16 protein-coding genes and 1 pseudogene are annotated in these 18377 nt (G+C 43.8%); 6 read left to right on the plus strand and 11 right to left on the minus strand.

The features are described from left to right. Positions 1–70: pseudogene (locus JMX63_RS14730) on the minus strand (transposase); the annotation flags it as partial. 114 nt (positions 71–184) lie between these two features. Continuing rightward, entirely contained in the window at positions 185–622 is a 438-nt protein-coding gene (locus JMX63_RS11195) for a COG4315 family predicted lipoprotein (protein WP_227673323.1), read from the minus strand. 557 nt (positions 623–1179) lie between these two features. Between JMX63_RS11195 and JMX63_RS11200 the strand changes: the two genes are divergently transcribed. Then, positions 1180–2799 carry an FAD-dependent oxidoreductase gene (locus tag JMX63_RS11200; protein ID WP_201572401.1) on the plus strand — a complete coding sequence of 540 codons (1620 nt, stop codon included), beginning with the start codon at positions 1180–1182 and terminating at the stop codon, positions 2797–2799. 131 nt (positions 2800–2930) lie between these two features. Here JMX63_RS11200 and JMX63_RS11205 read toward each other — a convergent pair whose 3' ends face one another. Then, entirely contained in the window at positions 2931–3614 is a 684-nt protein-coding gene (locus JMX63_RS11205) for an LOG family protein (RefSeq protein ID WP_057761780.1), read from the minus strand. 423 nt (positions 3615–4037) lie between these two features. Between JMX63_RS11205 and JMX63_RS11210 the strand changes: the two genes are divergently transcribed. Then, entirely contained in the window at positions 4038–4883 is an 846-nt protein-coding gene (locus tag JMX63_RS11210) for an alpha/beta hydrolase family protein (protein ID WP_227673326.1), read from the plus strand. Between the two features lie 48 nt (positions 4884–4931). Here JMX63_RS11210 and JMX63_RS11215 read toward each other — a convergent pair whose 3' ends face one another. Next, on the minus strand, positions 4932–5654 hold the full coding sequence (locus JMX63_RS11215) for a putative quorum-sensing-regulated virulence factor (RefSeq protein WP_201572405.1): 723 nt from the start codon (positions 5652–5654) through the stop codon (positions 4932–4934). A gap of 197 nt (positions 5655–5851) precedes the next feature. Here JMX63_RS11215 and JMX63_RS11220 point away from each other — a divergent pair, with 197 nt between their 5' ends. Next, positions 5852–6442, plus strand: coding sequence for a M23 family metallopeptidase (locus JMX63_RS11220; protein ID WP_101205360.1), 591 nt, complete (start codon positions 5852–5854; stop codon positions 6440–6442). A gap of 106 nt (positions 6443–6548) precedes the next feature. Here JMX63_RS11220 and phoR read toward each other — a convergent pair whose 3' ends face one another. From phoR to dtd, 3 genes are all read right to left on the minus strand, one after another. Beyond that, positions 6549–7640 (minus strand): phosphate regulon sensor histidine kinase PhoR, encoded by a 1092-nt coding sequence (gene phoR, locus JMX63_RS11225; RefSeq protein WP_201572407.1) that lies wholly within the window; start codon positions 7638–7640, stop codon positions 6549–6551. Positions 7641–7698: 58 nt separating this feature from the next. Continuing rightward, a complete protein-coding gene (gene phoB / locus JMX63_RS11230; RefSeq protein ID WP_057761786.1) occupies positions 7699–8403 on the minus strand; it encodes a phosphate regulon transcriptional regulator PhoB in 705 nt (234 codons plus the stop codon). A gap of 111 nt (positions 8404–8514) precedes the next feature. Further along, positions 8515–8967, minus strand: a complete 453-nt coding sequence (dtd, locus tag JMX63_RS11235) for a D-aminoacyl-tRNA deacylase (RefSeq protein ID WP_201572409.1) — start codon at positions 8965–8967, stop codon at positions 8515–8517. A gap of 273 nt (positions 8968–9240) precedes the next feature. Here dtd and asd point away from each other — a divergent pair, with 273 nt between their 5' ends. Next, complete coding sequence (gene asd, locus JMX63_RS11240) at positions 9241–10077, plus strand: archaetidylserine decarboxylase (protein ID WP_101205332.1); 837 nt, start codon at positions 9241–9243, stop codon at positions 10075–10077. Between the two features lie 94 nt (positions 10078–10171). Here asd and JMX63_RS11245 read toward each other — a convergent pair whose 3' ends face one another. The 4 genes from JMX63_RS11245 to fadB form a co-directional block, all read right to left on the minus strand. Continuing rightward, positions 10172–10801 carry an HD domain-containing protein gene (locus JMX63_RS11245; RefSeq protein WP_201572411.1) on the minus strand — a complete coding sequence of 210 codons (630 nt, stop codon included), beginning with the start codon at positions 10799–10801 and terminating at the stop codon, positions 10172–10174. A 247-nt stretch (positions 10802–11048) separates the two neighbouring features. Then, a complete protein-coding gene (locus tag JMX63_RS11250) occupies positions 11049–11624 on the minus strand; it encodes an isochorismatase family protein (protein WP_201572413.1) in 576 nt (191 codons plus the stop codon). 284 nt (positions 11625–11908) lie between these two features. Further along, positions 11909–13081 carry an acetyl-CoA C-acyltransferase FadA gene (gene fadA / locus JMX63_RS11255; protein WP_057761795.1) on the minus strand — a complete coding sequence of 391 codons (1173 nt, stop codon included), beginning with the start codon at positions 13079–13081 and terminating at the stop codon, positions 11909–11911. Positions 13082–13311: 230 nt separating this feature from the next. After that, positions 13312–15471, minus strand: coding sequence for a fatty acid oxidation complex subunit alpha FadB (gene fadB, locus JMX63_RS11260; protein ID WP_057761797.1), 2160 nt, complete (start codon positions 15469–15471; stop codon positions 13312–13314). An 880-nt stretch (positions 15472–16351) separates the two neighbouring features. Here fadB and JMX63_RS11265 point away from each other — a divergent pair. Both JMX63_RS11265 and JMX63_RS11270 read left to right on the plus strand, forming a co-directional pair. Beyond that, the gene (locus tag JMX63_RS11265; protein ID WP_102091587.1) at positions 16352–17428 is read left to right on the plus strand and encodes a polyprenyl synthetase family protein; all 1077 of its coding nucleotides are present in this window, start codon (positions 16352–16354) and stop codon (positions 17426–17428) included. A 71-nt stretch (positions 17429–17499) separates the two neighbouring features. After that, entirely contained in the window at positions 17500–18318 is an 819-nt protein-coding gene (locus JMX63_RS11270) for a DUF72 domain-containing protein (protein ID WP_201572415.1), read from the plus strand. Positions 18319–18377: the final 59 nt, after the last annotated feature.

Raw genomic sequence — 18377 nt, forward strand, 5'->3', positions numbered from 1 at the left:
TGTCATCAAAGCTTTTCATGCTACCAGCCATTTGCTCGGCCAATTTTTTAATGTCAGATTGAGTAGTCATTGCTTATTCTCCTGTTAGTGGATTATAAGCAGTTACACAGTTTTTAGGAAACTCCCAGAGGACGGGCCGCTTTTTTGCGTTAACGTTTTCGAGTCAGTTTATATCTAATGCATACTATTTGCTTGGGATAACATGCCAAACGCCAAGTTTATCATCACCGTCTTTGTCACCAACTTTTGTATCGTTAGCATAGAAGTATAAAGGCTTACCGTTCATTGCCCATTGATATTTACCATCTTCACGCTTAAAGGCAGCGAACTGACCTGAGGCTTTGGCATCACTGGGTGCTTTGAAAATTGGCCAAACAACTTGGCAAGCTGCACCGCAATCTGACTTATTCATAGAGTCTTTATCAAACGTATATAACGTCATATGGTTGGTAGCATCTACCAACACCCCATTCTTGCTAGTAACTGGTGCTGTGTTATTGCTCATTGCCTGTACTTCATGCGTACCTGACATATCGTTACCGACTACGTTTTTTAAAGTAGTACAGCCAGTTAGTGTTAATACACCTGTTAGTGCCGATAACATCATCATATTTTTCATCATAACTTCCTTGTAATTTTAATCGTGTTTTTTATAGCGATAAGCTTGTTATCGTTTACTTTGTCGACTGTCCCTTTTGTTAATTCTGATATTTGTAATTTTGAACAGTCATCAAAACATAACCTACACTTCTTGTTAAGCAAAATAAATATAGCATATGCTTTCAAGTTATCTTGGCTACCAATATACACACTTACAAAAGTGGTCGAATTTTACAAAACAATAAAACGAGCTTATTGTCGATTTCACAAGTTTGCCACCTCTCTCGTTTACTCTATTTTTAAACAGACTCATTCATCTGAAAAACTTCACACATATAGCGACTCGTTGACAAAACTCATGCATCTTCTTACGTATTTCCCATCATATTGTCTGTAGTTCTTCGTAAAATAAACCTATAGAGATGAAGAATGGCTAAACAATAGAAAAGATGACTATTGAAGTTCAGATTTGTGTGTTGAACTTAATTACCTTCGCACTCATATCAAGAAATATAGAACATTGAATAAATATACCGAGCACGGGCTAATACAGATGCTATTAAGGATACAACGACGACAATGACTCAGTCTTTTGATAAAAACTACGCTCAATCCTTTAATCGTGACGCTCATTCTGAGGTGTTATCTTACGGGGCAAAAAACATTCAACCTAAAAAGCGTGTTGGCATTTTGGGCGGCGGTACTGCGGGATCTACGATTGCGATTCGTCTTGCTGCGTTAGGATTAGAGACCTACTTATTTGAGAAGAAAAAATCACTCATTGATGGACCACCTATGTGTCATTTGCATGCAGGTGGTAACTTGTACCGTGAAATACCGGACGAAGATTGCGTAGCGCTGCTTAAGCAATGTATCGATATTTTGCGTTTGTATCCGCACACTATTGACGTTCGTCCTACTGTGTTTGCCGTACCGACACGTGACGAAGGATTTCCTGAAGACTTACTGCCGCGTTTAGATATTTTGACCGATGCTTATCGAGAGCTGATCGAGCAAGATGCTAATAATAAAGTATTGGGCGAGCCTGAAGATTATTATCAGCTTTATAGCCATGAGCAACTGATTGAGCTCTCTGAACGTGAGCAAGTCGCTGTACCAAGTACAGTTGATGAGTGGATGATTCCAGTCGCTAGATACTTGGATTTGAACAAAGTTAAATTTCCATTAATTGTTGTTCAAGAATATGGTTGGAATATTTTTCGTTTAGCCGCTTCTGCCAAACTTGCACTTGAAGAGTACGACAATGCGCACGTGTTTACTGAAACTGCTGTGCAAAAAGTTGTACCGGTAGATTGTGAGAACTGTACCAACGCTGACCATCATGTCACCAAATGGCGTATCGACTATCAACAGATTCATAGTCAAGAACACGCCTCTCAGCCTGAGTCTATCGAGGTTGATTATCTAGTCAATGCTTGCGGATTCCGTACAGGTGTCATCGACGATATGGTTGGTGTCGAAGTCACGCGTATGGTCGAGTTTAAATCGTCTTATGTGACCTACTGGGGCGATGCTGGTGGACAGATACCAGAGATTATTGTCTATGGTCAACGAGGCACGCCAGAAGGCATGGCGCAGCTTACTCCCTACCCTGGTGGATATTTTCAGATTCATGGTATGAGTAAAGCCATTACTTTGTTTGATGATGGTCTTGTCGCATCAAGTGAAGACAGTGCGCAGCCCAAACTGCCACAGCAATATGTGCACTATATTGAAGATGGTTGGGATAAAGCACCCCTACAGGCACGTAGTCAGCAAGCGATTGAGTATGTGGCGGAGTTTGTACCGACATTCAACAGCGCACGTACTGTTGGTAACGCGCTATATGGTGGGCAGCAGATTCCCGGGCAGGATGATACGCTGCGAGTTGCAGACGTTAGCTTGTACTCTAATATACGCTATGCCCGTGCAGAAAACGTCAAAGCATCCTCGACCTTGATTGCCGCTGATCAAATAGTTAATGAGCTGACAGATCTAGGCTTGATAGAGAACGATACACCTCTGAATCGTAGTCGCTATGCTCATGAATGGTCGTACCTTGTCCATAACGATAGCCTCGCTGTCGATGAGGTTGCACGTGAGCTCGCTGAGCAGCGTGGATTCCCGATAGCGATGGCTCACGTTAATCATAGTATTCGTGAAGTAGCATTGGACGATCTCACGCCTGTTGATGCCTAACAGACATGATTCGTTGATGATTTTTTAGTAGACATAAAAAAGGAGCAGATAACCGAGATTTGGTTGTCTGCTCCTTTTTTGCAATAGCTTTTAATATTTAAGTACTTTCTGTGTATTAATAACTATATGGCTTAACTATTACTACCTGCCATTTTCTCTGTATCCACAGCATCATCTATGGTCACTACTGTCTGTAGCATATCGATCGCTTCGCTGATGGTATTGCACACCACTAGACGATCTAAATCTTCCTGCTTCATAAAGCCTTGCTCAGTGGTATATTTTAAATGCTCAATCATACGGTCATAAAAACCATTGATATTCAGAATGATCATTGGTTTTTCGTGCTGGTACAATTGACGCCACGTGGCGATTTCCATAATCTCTTCTAATGTTCCTAACCCGCCTGGTAGCGTGATAAAGGCATCGGCATACTCTGCCATAACAGTCTTACGCGTGTGCATAGTGTCAGTCAAATGCAAGCGAGTCAGCTGCTCATGAGCGATTTCGTGCTTGAGCATAAAGGTTGGAATCACGCCCACTGCTTGCGCGCCGCCATTAATTACTTCATCCGCAACTGCACCCATTAGACCGATACTAGCGCCACCATATACTAGTCCCATGCCATTATTTGCTAATGCACTGCCAAGCTCACGTGCCGCCTGTTCATACACGTCACCATTGCCCAAGCGTGAACCGCAATACACAGCCACGAGCGGCATTGATAGGGCAGACTTGTCAACTGCTTTTTCGATATTTGTAATGTCTTTGCTTGTGATTACATCATAAGTATCATCGTTGATTTTCATTTGCATATAGCTTCCTTAATTACCTGTCAGTTTTTATTGAGTGCTTGTTATTAGTGAAGGCTGCATACCGATACCTATCATTTATATTGTCATGCACATGATTCATAAGACAAACTCAACCAAGCTATATAAAACTTGGAAGTCATATTTGAGCAACTGTCTTGCCAGCATTTATCTTAACATAAGCAATGCTACCACATAGTCACAACGATTTATCACTACGCAACGACTACACTTTCAAGATGCGCATTTATTGTTCATCATAGCCCGATATTCGTTATCTACTAATAAAAATACTAAGGTATACCCATGGATAATCATAACGCCTCTCCTACCGCCGAGCCATCAAGCTCTGTGGTTAATAGCAATCTCACTAGTAAAAGCAATACGAATGACGCGAGCAATATTGATACTTACTCATTAAGCATCATGACCGATCGCAACCAAGCATTGGCAGCCACTGTCTACCGCCCTAAAGATGCAACAAAAAAAGCAATCATGATGGCACCTGCCACAGGTATTAAGCGTCACTTTTATCATAATTTTGCGACCTATCTAGCAGAAAGCGGCTTTGGGGTGCTGACCTTTGATAACGAAGGAATCGGTGAGTCACTATCGACCGATCTGGCAAAATGTAGCGCTTCCTTGATCAGTTGGGGTCGCCACGACATGCCAGCTGTACTTGATGCCTTACAAGATGAGTTTCCTGATGCCTCTTATCATCTTATCGGTCATAGCGCAGGCGGTCAGCTCATCGGCTTGATGCCTAATTATCAGGCGATTGGCTCAGTGTTCAATGTCGCTTGCTCGTCAGGGCGTATCAAAAACATGGGCATGCCATATAAGCTCAAAGCCATGGGCTTTATGGATGCGTTTATTCCATTCACTAATTTAACACTAGGCTATACGCCGTCAGACAAAATCGGTATGGGTGAGCCGCTGCCACGCGGTGTGGCTCGTCAATGGCGTGAATGGTGCAATGGTGCGGGCTATATCAAAACCGCATTTGGCAAAAGCATACATACGCATTTCTACGATGAACTCAGCATGCCAGCACTATGGCTTGGCTTTAGCGATGACGATATCGCCAACAGTGAAAACATGGACGATATGATAAGGGTATTTACAAAAATGCCTGTAGAAAAGCGATTCTTAGACCCTGAAGATTTTGGACTAAATCATATCGGTCATATGCGCTATTTTAGCAGTAAGACCAATATCAAAGCACCGCAGCTATGGCAAATGGCGGTGACATGGTTGCACGACCAATCATAAGCTTAGAGCCATGTCGCACCTTACATAGCAGACCCATAATACTTTAGATTACTTTTTTGGGTTTTCTGCTTCATTCAGTTGTAAGCGTTTAGTCAACGCCGAATACAGGGATGGCTGCATATTATGAATATTGCCTATCATCCATTTAACATAGCTGATAGGCACATCTTTGATCGGTTTGCCTTTATGCTTGCCAAACGGCATCTTGCTCACAGGAGTCGCCTTATTGGAGATAGCATGTGCCGCTGCAAAATCTGTCGGCGCAATTTCTAGACGCTCGCAGCATGCTTGATACAGCAGATAGCACATCCGAGCATCGCCAAGCGCATCATGAGCGGCAATCGTCATTGCACTCGCCTCACCCTTGCCCAATAACTGCTCGATACACTTAGACTGACCGTAAGCACGCCATTCTGGAAAGGCTGCCCGCGCAAGTCTCACCGTACAAATCAGCTTAGCAGAAGGACTGCCAATCACTCGCCAATCAAAACGTACGTTATGACCAATCAAGTATTCTGGCAATTCAAACTGCTCCAACTCAAAGCGCTCAAGTCCAGCCACATCATCATCAGTAATACCATGCACCTTTATGACAATGGGTGAAATAGTTCGACCACTATTAAAGTATTTCATCCACTCAAAACCAGTTGCTACATTGATAGTAGCAACTTGGATAGGTCTGGGATCGCTGCCCTGATCTGTTTCGGTATCGATAACCAGCGCTGTTTCGCGCGTGGTAGAAATATCAGCAGGCTTAAAAGCATCATTCATAAAGTATTAACCATCAGTAGCAACTGTCTATGCTCAGCAGAAATGTTAAGTAGATAAAACTGTATTTGCTGTCTATATCCTTAACCATAAGAATAACTATGGGGGTAAAAACGATAGATAACAATGCGATACATACGTTATCAGACGAAGCTTTTATAATAAAAACTCAATTGACATAAAATATATATGAGACATCAATGCTAGCAGATGGAAACAACCAGCCTCCCAGACCTTCTTTTTTTAGTCGTTTAATAAGCCTACTGATTAAGGCTATCGTATTACTAGCACTGTTATTTGTCTTTGATAAACTGCTACCCAGTATCAGTCAACAAACGCAATCATTTGTGGTTGCCAAATGGCAGCAATTGAGTCTATTGCAACAAGAACTGCCGACTGAAAATAGCTTGCCCAGTCCACTACCAGAACGAAACCTAACAGACACTTGGGGTGCTGCACGTAGTCAAGGCCGCTCCCACGAAGGCATCGATATCTTTGCGCCGCGTAATACTCCCGTGCAGTCGACCACGCAAGGCGTAGTAAGCAAAGTTGGTGAGAACACATTGGGTGGGCGCGTAGTCGTGGTGGTAGGGCCTGGTGGCGCAGGACATTACTACGCTCATCTAGAAGACTATGCTGACATCTCTCCCAATGACTGGGTCAATCAGGGCGATGTGATAGGTTATGTGGGCGATAGCGGTAATGCAAAAGGGACACCGACACATGTACATTATGGTATCTATATTAATGGCAGTGCGGTCAACCCTTATCCGCTTTTGCAAAAGGATTAACGAATATAGAAAAGTATGTCGTTATCCTGATTTAAAGTCGTGCTAGGTTTAGATTAATCAAAAACAGAAGCCGAAAAACTGTCGTTAATACAGCCCCTAAATCATATTAATTAGCTGTGAAGGATCTGACATAATTTGAAGGGAATACCACACTAAATGTCGATCCTTCCCCTTCTACTGAATCGATTTGCAACTGCGCTTCGTGTTGGTGCAGTACGTGTTTTACAATCGCTAATCCCAACCCCGTACCACCTGTCGCACGGCTACGACCTTTGTCAATACGATAGAAACGCTCTGTTAAACGGGCGATATGCTCTGACGCAATACCTATCCCATCATCTTCGACCGCGAAACGGCAGCCATCAGACGTCCTTGTCCAGCTGATAGTGATATTGCCACCCTTTGGCGTATATTTGATTGCATTGATTACCAAATTGGATAGCGCACTATTCAAGTACATCTCTGACCCGTACAGCCCATCATACGTATCTATATGCAAATGAATGATGTGTTTGTACGCTTGGTTGTAGGCCTGTGCATCGTCGTAGATATTAGTCAGTAGCTTAGTCATATCTATGTAGTGCAGTTCGTGTGACTCTTCGATTTCAATCTTAGACAGTAGCAGTAAGTCGTTCACGATTCTGTTCATACGGGCAGTTTGCTGGGTCATCAGCTCAAAACCGCGACGCCATTGCGGCGGCATATCTGGCTGATCGGAGAAATTCTCTAGATAGCCCATCATTACCGTCAATGGTGTTCTAAGCTCATGCGAGACATTCGCCACAAAATCCTGACGCATTTGCTCTAAGTGCCGCAAGCGGGTCACATCATATACAAACAGCAGTTTTTCATCACCGAAAGGGGTCAATTCACACTTTAAGTAGCGACTAGGATCTCGCCATGATTCTATATGGACGCCATCGTTAGGTATCGTTGTACCTTCATAGTACTGGCGGAACTCAGGTACAGTAATAAAGTCAAAGATGTTCTGACCTTTATCTTCTGGCTGTAGCAGCAATAAGTCTTGTGCCGCCTGATTCCACCATTCTAGACCGTCATTGTTGTTGAGCAAAATCACTGCATCGCGCAGGGCTCGTAGTGCACTGCCGATTTTTTTGAGTTGCTCAGCTGTACTTTGAGTAGATATTTGCTCTAATAGAGCTGATTGCTCACGTTGTGCTGGCGCTATCTTGTCCATTTTTTATCCTTACCACTATCCGCGGCCTTTATATCGCTGCGGCATTATTTGTACAAGATTAACTTGGCTCAATCAGGCTAGAAAATCGGTAGCCTGTTCCACGTACCGTCTGTATTAATGTATCACAGTCATAAGGTCGCAGTAATTTACGTAGACGTTTGATATGTACATCGATGGTTCGGTCTTCGATATATACATTGCCGCCCCATACCTGATCGAGTAGCTGCGTTCGTGTATAGGCGCGCTCAGGATGACTCATAAAAAATGCCAATAGACGGTACTCTGTGGGCCCAACATCAACGATTTTACCTGCAGCTGTCACGCGCTGACTCTTGGTATCTAAACTTAACTGTCCAATTTCGATAGGTTTGTCGCTGCTCATCGCACTACTGCGGCGTAGTACGGCTTTGATTCTAGAAATCAGTTCACGAGTCGAAAAAGGCTTGGTCATATAATCATCTGCACCTGCATCAAGACCATGCACCTTACTGTCTTCTTCACTTTTTGCTGTTAGCATAATGACTGGTATTTCAGAGAGCAGCTCATCGTTTTTGAGCATACGACAAAAATCCACACCGCTCTTGTCACCCGGCAACATCCAGTCTAACAGTATCAGTGATGGTCTATGATCGACCACTTGCTGATGCGCCTCTGACACGTCAGCCGCTTGCAAGCTATCAAACCCAGCCATTTCTAGCGTCATGACAACCATTTCACGAATCGCAGGCTCATCTTCAACAATCAAAATTTGCTCATTATACATAGGACATTCTCGTGTTAGCGGACAAAATCTAGCATGTAAAAAGGCGATATATACTCACCAGTCTCTACCTATTAAACGGATTAATTATGACAGCTTGATGACACTCTAAAATCAGATCTCTAGTAAAAAATTGAGCGGCCCATCATTGACGCTCGACACTTGCATATCCGCACCAAACTGACCAGTTGCCACATTTGAGTGCTTAGTTTTGGCATAGTCGACCAGTTTTTCAAATAATGCTTGTGCCGCAGCAGGTACCATCGCACCACCAAAGTCTGGTCGACGACCTTTGTCTGTTTTTGCCATTAAGGTAAATTGTGAAACTAATAATAGCCCACCACCGACCTGTTGGACGTTTTTATCCAGTTTACCAAACTTGGCAGGATCATCGTCATTTTCAAAAATGCGATAGGTCAGTATTTTGTCAAGCATACGCTGGGCAGCGGCGAAATCGTCTTCGTGCCCTAAGCCAATATATGCCAATACCCCATGCCCAATCTCGCCAATACACTGCTGATCGACGACCACACTAGCCTGCTTCACCCGTTGTATGAGTGCTTTCATTTACTGATTCCTTAACAGATTATGGCCATACAATAATATGCTGTCCATGATAAAATACCGTCATTAACTTAACTATTATTAGGGCGTGTTTGATATTCACAAATAGGTGCTGCGGATCGTTAAAACTGTTCCAGACAAGGCGTAAATCTAGATAATGCTCATGCCTTATCTAGATTTACAACGTAGTATGGCGCAATTTTAGCCACTGTCAGTGCCATGGTCGAATTTTCAACACGCCCCTATTACATTACACCTTATTTTGGTAGCCTTATTATGAATGTATTTACCACCTTACAACAGCTTGTGCCGCAGCAAAAGCTCAGTAAAGTCGCTGGACGTTTGGCCGCCAGTCGCCACCCTTATGTCAAACGCACCTTTATCCGTAGCTTTGCCAAAGCTTATAATATCAGCTTAGACGAGTACGAACGCCAAAGCCTCAACGCTTATGAAAGTTTTAATGACTTTTTTACCCGCGAGTTAAAAGAAGACGCTCGTACCATCGACGCTACTGCAAATGGTATCGTGAGCCCTGCGGACGGTATTATCTCTCAGCTAGGACAAATCGAAGATCACAAACTGCTACAGGCAAAAGGTCGTCACTATGATGTCGGCCAATTGCTTGCTGATAGTGAAGATGGCAGTTATTTTGCTGATGGTAGTTTTGCAACTATCTACTTAGCACCTAGCAATTATCACCGTGTGCATATGCCGTTTACTGGCACATTGACCAAGACTCGCTATGTACCTGGCACCCTGTTTTCGGTCAACAATACTACGGCGGCTAACGTGCCAGACTTGTTTGCGCGTAATGAGCGTCTGGTCTGTATGTTCGATACCAAGTACGGCAAAGCAGCTGTCGTGATGGTTGGTGCTATGATCGTCGCTGGTATTGAAACTGTCGCCACTGGCAAGATTGCTCGTACTGACGACATATTCGAGTCTGATCATGACATGCAGTTTGCAGCAGGCGAAGAGCTTGGACGCTTCTATCTAGGCTCAACGGCTATCGTGGTATTACCAAAAGCAGCGAAGGCTGACTGGCTAGATAGTATGCAAGCCAATAGCGTCGTGCAAATGGGTCAATTGCTAGGAATGGCGAACGCTCAATAACACGCCTGTATAAGAGTACTGAAAATATCAGCCCAGTTAAGCGTGAATCATAAAGCTTAATTGGGCTTTTTTTATGCCTGTTATTTATGCAGATTTACGCATCAATCAGCCAGCCTTGCTGAGTTGCGTATGCAATATTATGTGAGAGCCAATCATGAATAGGAGGAAAACTGTCTTCGATAAATGCATGCGCACCCGCCACCTGCGAGCGCGTAACACCAAGTTCAATCCACGTTTTACCGTTGGTATTTAGATTGAGTAGAAATGGCAATAAGCGATCAACTACTCTGAGCAACTGGCTCTCTTTGCTACTTCCTGTTTCTTGCGCTTCCCAAACCTCGCTTAAATCACTAATGCCATTGCCTCGCTCACGTTGCAATCTGGCAATGCCTGCACGCTCTTCGACGTGTGCATCAGTACGCGTAACGGCATACAAAAAAGTATCGCCAGCATCAATTTCACCCAAATCATGAACCAGTGCCATCTTCAGCAACTTTTCATGATTGACATCTAGTGCAAATAATTCAGCAATCGACCAACAGGCCATTGCTAGATGCCAAGAGTGTTCGGCAGAGTTTTCTTTACGAGTAGTCTGTGTCACATAGCTGCGGCGATTCACGCGTTTGAGCGCATCTAACTCTAATAAGAAATGAGTGACATCGTCGATGTCGATATGTGAAGTAGATTCGGAATGAGTGAGTGATATAGAGCTGACTTGCGGCATTAGTTTTTCTCTGGTTTTCTCTAGTTATTGATTTTTAATGTTGATAAGTTCTGGCGATTTTAAGTTTCATTGCTAAAGGTATAAGGTATTGTAGTTAGTTTGATATCTAGCAATGGTTAAAAGACTATTACCGTTATCAAAAAAATAGCGCTTATTTTACCAAGCGCTATCTATTATAAATTAGAAAATAAATGGTCAAATTGAGTCCCTATTTATCCAAGTCCTTAAGCACCTAAATATTAACCACCTACTTAATCAAATTAATAATGGTTTTAAATGCAGGATCTTCACTGCTACGGCACAGCTCAAATAAGATTGATTCAACGGTACTAATCACCCCACCTGCACGGCGAATACGGCGAATTGCTTGCTTTTTGTCATAAGGAAAACGAGAACCCACTGCATCCCCAATAATGACAGGCTGCATACCATTATCCAATAAATCTAGTGCCGTTTGCATAATACAGACATGAGCTTCAGCACCAAAAAGCAACACGGTACTACGGTTTTGCTGCGCTAGATGGTGCCATGAATCATTGTTGTCGCAGGCACTAAAGGTAACCTTTTCAAAGCTCTTGGCATTGTCTCCTTCGAGTATGTCGCGCAGCTCTGGCAAGGTATCGCCCAAGCCTTTTTTATATTGTTCATTGAGCATGATTGGAATATTGAGCGCTTGCAGCCCTTTAATCAAGGTAACGGTTTTTTTGACGATATTTTCGTGGTCATAGATATGCGGCGTTAAGCGCTCTTGCACATCGACAATCATTGCTTGGGTATTCTCACGAGCGATTCGATAGGTGCGATCATTAATCATAGTAGACATAGTACACTCCTTGTACGGCTGACAGTTGCAACTAAAAACTATTTTAGAATTATCATAAACAGTGCCATGGTTCATCTTTCTCTTATTTAGTCATAGTTTCATGAATGCGTCAATGGAGATAATTTTTAATCGCTGTAATACTGTGTTTTTCGACTCTGTGTTTTATTAGCTTACCAACCATTAATTTAACCTATAAAAAAACCTCCAGCCGTTATGACTAGAGGTTTTTATTAGCGAGTAGCTATTTATTAAGTGTTCAAATAATCTTGTTTATATAAATAAGATTAAACACGCTCGATAATAGTAGCAATACCTTGGCCAAGACCAATACACATTGTCGCTAGACCGATTTCAGTATCTGACTGCTCCATTGCGTTTAGCAATGTCACTGTGATACGAGCGCCCGAACATCCTAGTGGATGACCTAGAGCAATGGCACCACCGTTGATGTTAACGATGTCTTGCTTGTCAGATAGGTTCAGACCTTTTAATACCGATAGACCTTGAGCAGCAAATGCTTCGTTTAGCTCGATGGTTTGCATGTCATCGATGCTCATGCCAGCACGCTTCAATGCTTTTTGGGTCGCAGGTACAGGACCATAACCCATGATAGCGGCATCACAACCAGCCACAGCCATACTACGAATACGAGCACGTGGCTTTAGACCTAGATCTTTGGCTTTTTGTGCGCTCATTACTAGCATCGCTGACGCACCGTCAGATAATGCAGATGAGGTTGCTGCTGTTACTGTACCGCCTTTTGGATCAAACGCTGGACGTAGCTTTTGCATTTGCTCCATCGTTGCGTCTGGACGAATCACTTCATCAACCGTACATAGTTGCAGACGACCAGCAGCATCATGACCTTCGATACCGATGATTTCATTGTCGAAACGACCTTCAGTGGTTGCAGCCCATGCACGGCGATGTGACTCAAGACCAAACGCGTCTTGCTCTTCGCGCGTGATATTGTTCATACGACCTAACATTTCAGCAGTCAAGCCCATCATGTTTGACGCTTTTGCATAATGCTTAGAAGCAGCAGGGTTCAAATCAACACCGTGCATCATGCCAACGTGACCCATGTGCTCAACACCACCGATGATGAATACATCACCTTGGTTGGTCATGATTTGTGCAGCAGCAGTATGTAGTGCCTGCATAGAAGAACCACATAGACGGTTAACCGTTTGGCCACCAGCAGTCTTTGGGATACCAGCTAGCAAACCGATGTTACGACCGATGTTCAAGCCTTGCTCTAGTGTCTGGTTTACACAACCCCAGATAATGTCTTCGATATCATTGGTATCAAAGTCATTACGTTCTACTAGCGCACGTACTAGTTCCGCTGACATGCTGTCAGCACGTACATGACGGAACATACCGTTTTTGGTTTTGCCCATTGCCGAGCGTACGCCATCTACGATGACCACATCTTTTGGACTTAAAGTTGTCATACCATATTCCTTTTCAATTTTTATTGTCAGTGTAGTCAGCCCAATTTACGCCTATTACCTCGTCAATCTCGCTCAAAGTACAATAGGTACATTTGCGCTTGATTTACTCGTACTAGCCTTAAACCGAACCAACTATAATCGTACGTTCGCTATTGGAGACGATTCATGTCTCAATTGCTTTTATGCAAAATAGCAAACGTACTGCACTTCATCCTAGTAATGACTGACTATTACGCTGTTGCGTAAAAAGTCTCGCCTGCGGCTGCCATGTCGCGAATCTTTTGTGGCGCTTCATAAGCTTTGCCAAGATGTGCGTATTTTTCACATAGTGCCAAGTAGTTATCTAGACCCATTTGGTCGACATAACGGCAAGGACCACCACGGAATGGAGGGAAACCTACGCCCATAATCATCGCCATGTCGGCCTCGCTTGGGGTACTTACGATGTTATCTTCTAGGCAGCGAACCGTTTCGTTGCAGAAGGCAATCATAGTGCGATCAATGATTGCTTGATCATCAAACGTTTGCTTTTCGCTGTCAGTTGTGGTTTTTAGCAGCTCGTAAGTGGCTTCATCAGCAACTTTCTTTGGCTTGCCGCGCTTGTCCATTTCGTACTTATAGAAACCGATACCGTTTTTCTGACCTAGACGCTCATTGTCATATAGATGCTGGATAGCACCTTTATAATCAGGCTTCATGCGATCAGGGAAACCATCAGCCATCACTGCTGCGCCATGTACACCTGTATCTAGACCGACCACGTCGATTAGGTATGCAGGGCCCATTGGCCAACCGAATTTTTCCATAACTTTATCGACATGAGCAAAGTCAGCACCTTGCTTAAGTAGCAAGTCAAACGCGCCAAAGTATGGGAACAATACACGGTTTACGAGGAAACCTGGGCAGTCGTTAACTACTACAGGCACTTTGCCCATTTTAGAAGCAAGTGCAACAGTAGTCGCGATAGCTTCTTCAGATGATTTCTCACCGCGGATAACTTCGACGAGTGGCATACGATGTACTGGGTTGAAGAAATGCATACCAACGAAGTTTTCTGGACGCTCAAGCGCTTCTGCTAGGAACGTAATAGAGATAGTCGACGTGTTTGATGCTAGGATACAATCGTCTTTTACGAGACCTTCTACTTCTTTTAGTACCGCGCGCTTCACGTTTGGATTTTCTACGACAGCTTCGATTACGATATCAGTCTCAGCAAAATCACCGTAGTTCAAAGTAGGACGGATACGGCTTAATGTTTCACCCATTTTTGCTGGGGTCATCTTGCCGCGTTCTACCATTTTGCCAAGCAATTTGCTCGCTTCACCCATACCAAGGTCTAATTGCTCAGACTTGATATCTTTCATGATGATTGGCAAGCCTTTGCTGGCTGCTTGATAAGCAATACCGCCACCCATGATACCAGCGCCTAGTACAGCAGCTTCGCTGATGTCGTGTGCTTGCTTGCTGTGTTTTTTGGCCAGTTTTTTGACTAGCTGATCATTTAAGAATAGACCAACCAAGCTCTCTGCTTGTGGGGTTTTAGCGGCTTTTGCAAAACCAGCAGCTTCTACTTCGATTGCTTTGTCACGTGATAAATTAACGTGCTTTTCAATCGTTTCGATAGCGATTGCTGGCGCTGGATATTGCTTAGGATTGGCTTTAGCGAAAATAGCACCTTTGGCACTGTTGAACGCCATTGCTTGCTCAAGCTGGTTTAGCTTAACTGGAGCCAGTTTTTCTTCACGTTTTGCTTTCCAATCAAGCTCACCTGAGATACATTTTTTGACTAGATCAATTGCGGCATCTTGTAAGTCATCAGCAGGTACAGTCGCATCAACCAAGCCTAGTTTCAATGCTGCCAATGCTTTCTTTGGGCTACCAGTCGCGATCAGCTCAAGTGCGTTATCGATACCGATGATACGCGTACTACGAACTGTCCCGCCGAAACCTGGGAAGATACCTAGCTGAGTTTCTGGCAAACCGATGATCGCTTTGTCACTCATGACACGGTATTCACAAACCAAAGTCATTTCACAACCGCCGCCCATTGCCGCGCCATTGATAGCCGCAACTTTCGGGAATGGCAGGTCTTCAAAACGATTGAAAGCGTCATTAACATGAACGACCCAATCTTTGATCTCGCTTTCTGATTTTTTGAAAGAACCGACGAATTCTGTAATATCAGCACCAGCGATAAACACGCCTTTGGCTGAAGTAACGATAAGACCTTTTACGTTGTCGGCTTTTTCTAACGCACTAACTGCTTCACCAAACTGTTTGTTAGTTTCGGCATCAAATTTGTTCACGCTCTCATTTTCGGCGTTGTACTGCATGTTGGCGATGCCATCCTCTAGCATTGTCACCGTGATGCGATTTCCTTGGTATACCATTTGAAACTCCTTTCTATATAACGAAAGCTACGTTTTGAATTAAAATAAATAGCCAGTTACTGTTAGTAAAATGGGTAATAGCACTGTGCGCTTGTCATGTTATAAAGACAAACATATAACTAGCTCACAAGTGAAGATGTCTTTATTATCCAGCGTTCATCATGATGCACGTATTTTGCGTCTCTTGCATGACATCATATGACGCTTCATTTATATACTGCTGTTGCAGGTACTGATGTTCAAAATATTGACTGAGACTTGGTCTAATACTCGGTATCGACGATTGAACATCCTGAGAAAAAACCCAGTAGGGCCACCATCAGACCATTTTCACGTCAATTAGTGTAGGGGATTATGCCCCTAACTGTCACAAGCTAATACCATACTCGCAAGTCACTCTTAAATCACTTGCAGGCATTTACCTTACGCTAAAAGTGTTTTAGTGAATAAATGTATACTGAATTGTTAATTTAGATTTATTTCGTGTTGTTGGCTCAACGAATGCCATCTTTGGAACGACAGTCCGTTGGCGCTATCTAATAAGTGCCAATTGATCGATGCTACTTGGTCAGTGCTAGCTATTCAGTGTCAGCATTCAATACCACTTTTCTACTATAATAAAATTAACGTACCAGCCTAGCTTGCTCTTTTATCAGAACATATTCAACCAGAGAGTGACATCATCCATCGGTAACGAAATCTTGTCGTTATATTGCAGCTAAGATTGCTCTACTTTCGAATAGACTTTGGTAGAAAAATGCAAAAAATAATCAATTGATACCGTGTGTCACATAAGCGATATGACCTATCATGCTACACTAATAGCGTTTTTTCCTTATCCCTAATAAGTTTTACTGTATCCCTGATAAATGGTTGGATTATGACTGTTTCCCTTACTTCTAGCACTACCTCTACTGGCGTTATCCCTTCTAACTTTGTCTCTTTTCAAAGCACTGAGCAATTCCATGGTGCTGTGCGTGCCCAATTAGCGCAAGATATCGAGGTCTTGTTTGCTTATGCCAAGCTCCCTAGCCCACTGGTAGATGCCTGCCGTTACGTAATGACGGGTCAAGGTAAACTGGTACGCCCACTGATGGTTGCCAGCGCTTTTGCCAGTATTAATAGCAGCAATAATGCGCGTACAGACGAGCCTAATGACGATATCAATACTCTCGATGCTGAGCTGGACGCGCTACTAGAAAACGACTCAGACTATGATATGTCGCGCCGTGCCGCATTGGCGGTAGAGCTGCTGCATACTTATTCGTTGGTGCATGATGACTTGCCCTGTATGGACGATGATGAGCTGCGCCGTGGGCAACCGACTGCGCATATCGCCTTTGATGAAGCGACGGCTCTGCTGGCAGGAGATGTATTGCAGACGCTAGCCTTTGAAGTATTAACCGCAGAGATGCCAACCTTTGCGCCATTTGATACAAATATTGCAAGTCAGCTCATGGCAATATTTGCGCCGCGCGCCAGACGCATGGTGTCGGGTCAAATGTTAGATCTTAATGCCGAAGCCAGTGTCAGTGTCGCGCAGGATGATTTGGAAGCCATCCACCGTGATAAGACAGGCGCGTTGATTGAAGCAGCGATGCTCATGGGCGGTGTCTGTGCTGGTGCAACGGCTCCGCAGCGCATGGCACTACAAGAGTGCGCCCAACATATCGGTCTCGCCTTTCAAGTCCAAGACGATGTGCTAGACGTCACGATGACGACTGATACACTTGGTAAGCCTGCAGGTAGCGATGAAAAACTAGACAAATCTACCTACGTAAAACTGATGGGTGTCGATAATGCCACCAGTTATGCGCAATCGCTATTTAATGACGGACGTGCAGCCATTTCTCATGAACTACATAGTCGTGAGCTTAGCGACAATGAAGATAATATTGGCACAGACAATGATGCACTACTAGCACTGATTGAATGGCTCTGGTCGCGTAAAAAGTAGCTTGTCAAATAGCAGTCGAAAGTAGATATCTTAGTAAATTTTATTATTCAAAACGGCAGTGAGTGGTCAACATGGACAGTTCCCCTACCCAGCGCATTTACCTCGGCACTGGTGGCTATAGCGATACCGATTTGCTCGGTACACTGTATTCCACCGGCACTAAAAAGACCGATTTCTTACGTGAATACGCCAAACAATACGGCGCAGTAGAAATCAACAGCACATTCTATGCGCCCATCGGACAGAAAGCCTTTGCTGGGATGGTTGATAAAGCTTATGTACAGGCGGACAGTCAGTTGAAGTTCGCCGTCAAACTGCATCAAGACTTTACTCATGCACGTAAAGGCACTGCCGAACACGCACAGGCATTTCTAAACGCTTTATCTCCACTTATCGAAGCAAATGCTTTAGCGCCTTTACTATTACAGTTTCCGCATGGCTTTGATCGTACTCGCGAGCACCGTCTCTATTTAGCGAACCTCGTCAGTTGGTTTCAAGACTATCCACTCGCTATTGAGTTTCGTCATAACGGCTGGCACACACCGCAAGTGGTCGATAGCTTTCGGCAGCAAGGGCTCATTTGGTGCAGCGTTGATTACCCCAAGGTCAGCGGATTACCGCCGTCACGGTTGATATTCACTGAACGCACTGGCTATCTGCGTATGCACGGCAATAATCTAAACTGGTGGGATGCGATGAGTGCGGCTGATCGCCATGATTATCGTTATAGTGAGACAGAGATGCAAGACTGGGCGCAAGCGATTGCCAATCAGCGACAGCATTTTGATACGCTCTATATTTTCTTTCAAAATACCGTCAATGCACACGCTTACTATAATATTGCGATGCTGCGTGAAGCGCTGGGTAAGTTTGGGTTTGAGGTGTTGTAAGTTGAATTTATCGCTACATAAATCATCACCTAAAGATGAATCAAGGTCATACATATTTT

It is taken from the genome of Psychrobacter nivimaris (assembly GCF_904846365.1).
Classification (GTDB): domain Bacteria; phylum Pseudomonadota; class Gammaproteobacteria; order Pseudomonadales; family Moraxellaceae; genus Psychrobacter; species Psychrobacter nivimaris_B.

What these genes read in the sequence shown, in the direction of transcription:
- JMX63_RS11220 (WP_101205360.1), top strand. Translation starts at nt 5,852, where the DNA reads ATGCTAGCAGATGGAAACAACCAGCCTCCCAGACCTTCTTTTTTTAGT.
- JMX63_RS11200 (WP_201572401.1), top strand. Translation starts at nt 1,180, where the DNA reads ATGACTCAGTCTTTTGATAAAAACTACGCTCAATCCTTTAATCGTGAC.
- fadB (WP_057761797.1), bottom strand. Translation starts at nt 15,471, where the DNA reads ATGGTATACCAAGGAAATCGCATCACGGTGACAATGCTAGAGGATGGC.
- phoB (WP_057761786.1), bottom strand. Translation starts at nt 8,403, where the DNA reads ATGTATAATGAGCAAATTTTGATTGTTGAAGATGAGCCTGCGATTCGT.
- JMX63_RS11205 (WP_057761780.1), bottom strand. Translation starts at nt 3,614, where the DNA reads ATGCAAATGAAAATCAACGATGATACTTATGATGTAATCACAAGCAAA.
- JMX63_RS11250 (WP_201572413.1), bottom strand. Translation starts at nt 11,624, where the DNA reads ATGTCTACTATGATTAATGATCGCACCTATCGAATCGCTCGTGAGAAT.
- dtd (WP_201572409.1), bottom strand. Translation starts at nt 8,967, where the DNA reads ATGAAAGCACTCATACAACGGGTGAAGCAGGCTAGTGTGGTCGTCGAT.
- asd (WP_101205332.1), top strand. Translation starts at nt 9,241, where the DNA reads ATGAATGTATTTACCACCTTACAACAGCTTGTGCCGCAGCAAAAGCTC.
- phoR (WP_201572407.1), bottom strand. Translation starts at nt 7,640, where the DNA reads ATGGACAAGATAGCGCCAGCACAACGTGAGCAATCAGCTCTATTAGAG.
- JMX63_RS11270 (WP_201572415.1), top strand. Translation starts at nt 17,500, where the DNA reads ATGGACAGTTCCCCTACCCAGCGCATTTACCTCGGCACTGGTGGCTAT.
- JMX63_RS11210 (WP_227673326.1), top strand. Translation starts at nt 4,038, where the DNA reads ATGACCGATCGCAACCAAGCATTGGCAGCCACTGTCTACCGCCCTAAA.
- fadA (WP_057761795.1), bottom strand. Translation starts at nt 13,081, where the DNA reads ATGACAACTTTAAGTCCAAAAGATGTGGTCATCGTAGATGGCGTACGC.
- JMX63_RS11195 (WP_227673323.1), bottom strand. Translation starts at nt 622, where the DNA reads ATGATGAAAAATATGATGATGTTATCGGCACTAACAGGTGTATTAACA.
- JMX63_RS11215 (WP_201572405.1), bottom strand. Translation starts at nt 5,654, where the DNA reads ATGAATGATGCTTTTAAGCCTGCTGATATTTCTACCACGCGCGAAACA.
- JMX63_RS11245 (WP_201572411.1), bottom strand. Translation starts at nt 10,801, where the DNA reads ATGCCGCAAGTCAGCTCTATATCACTCACTCATTCCGAATCTACTTCA.
- JMX63_RS11265 (WP_102091587.1), top strand. Translation starts at nt 16,352, where the DNA reads ATGACTGTTTCCCTTACTTCTAGCACTACCTCTACTGGCGTTATCCCT.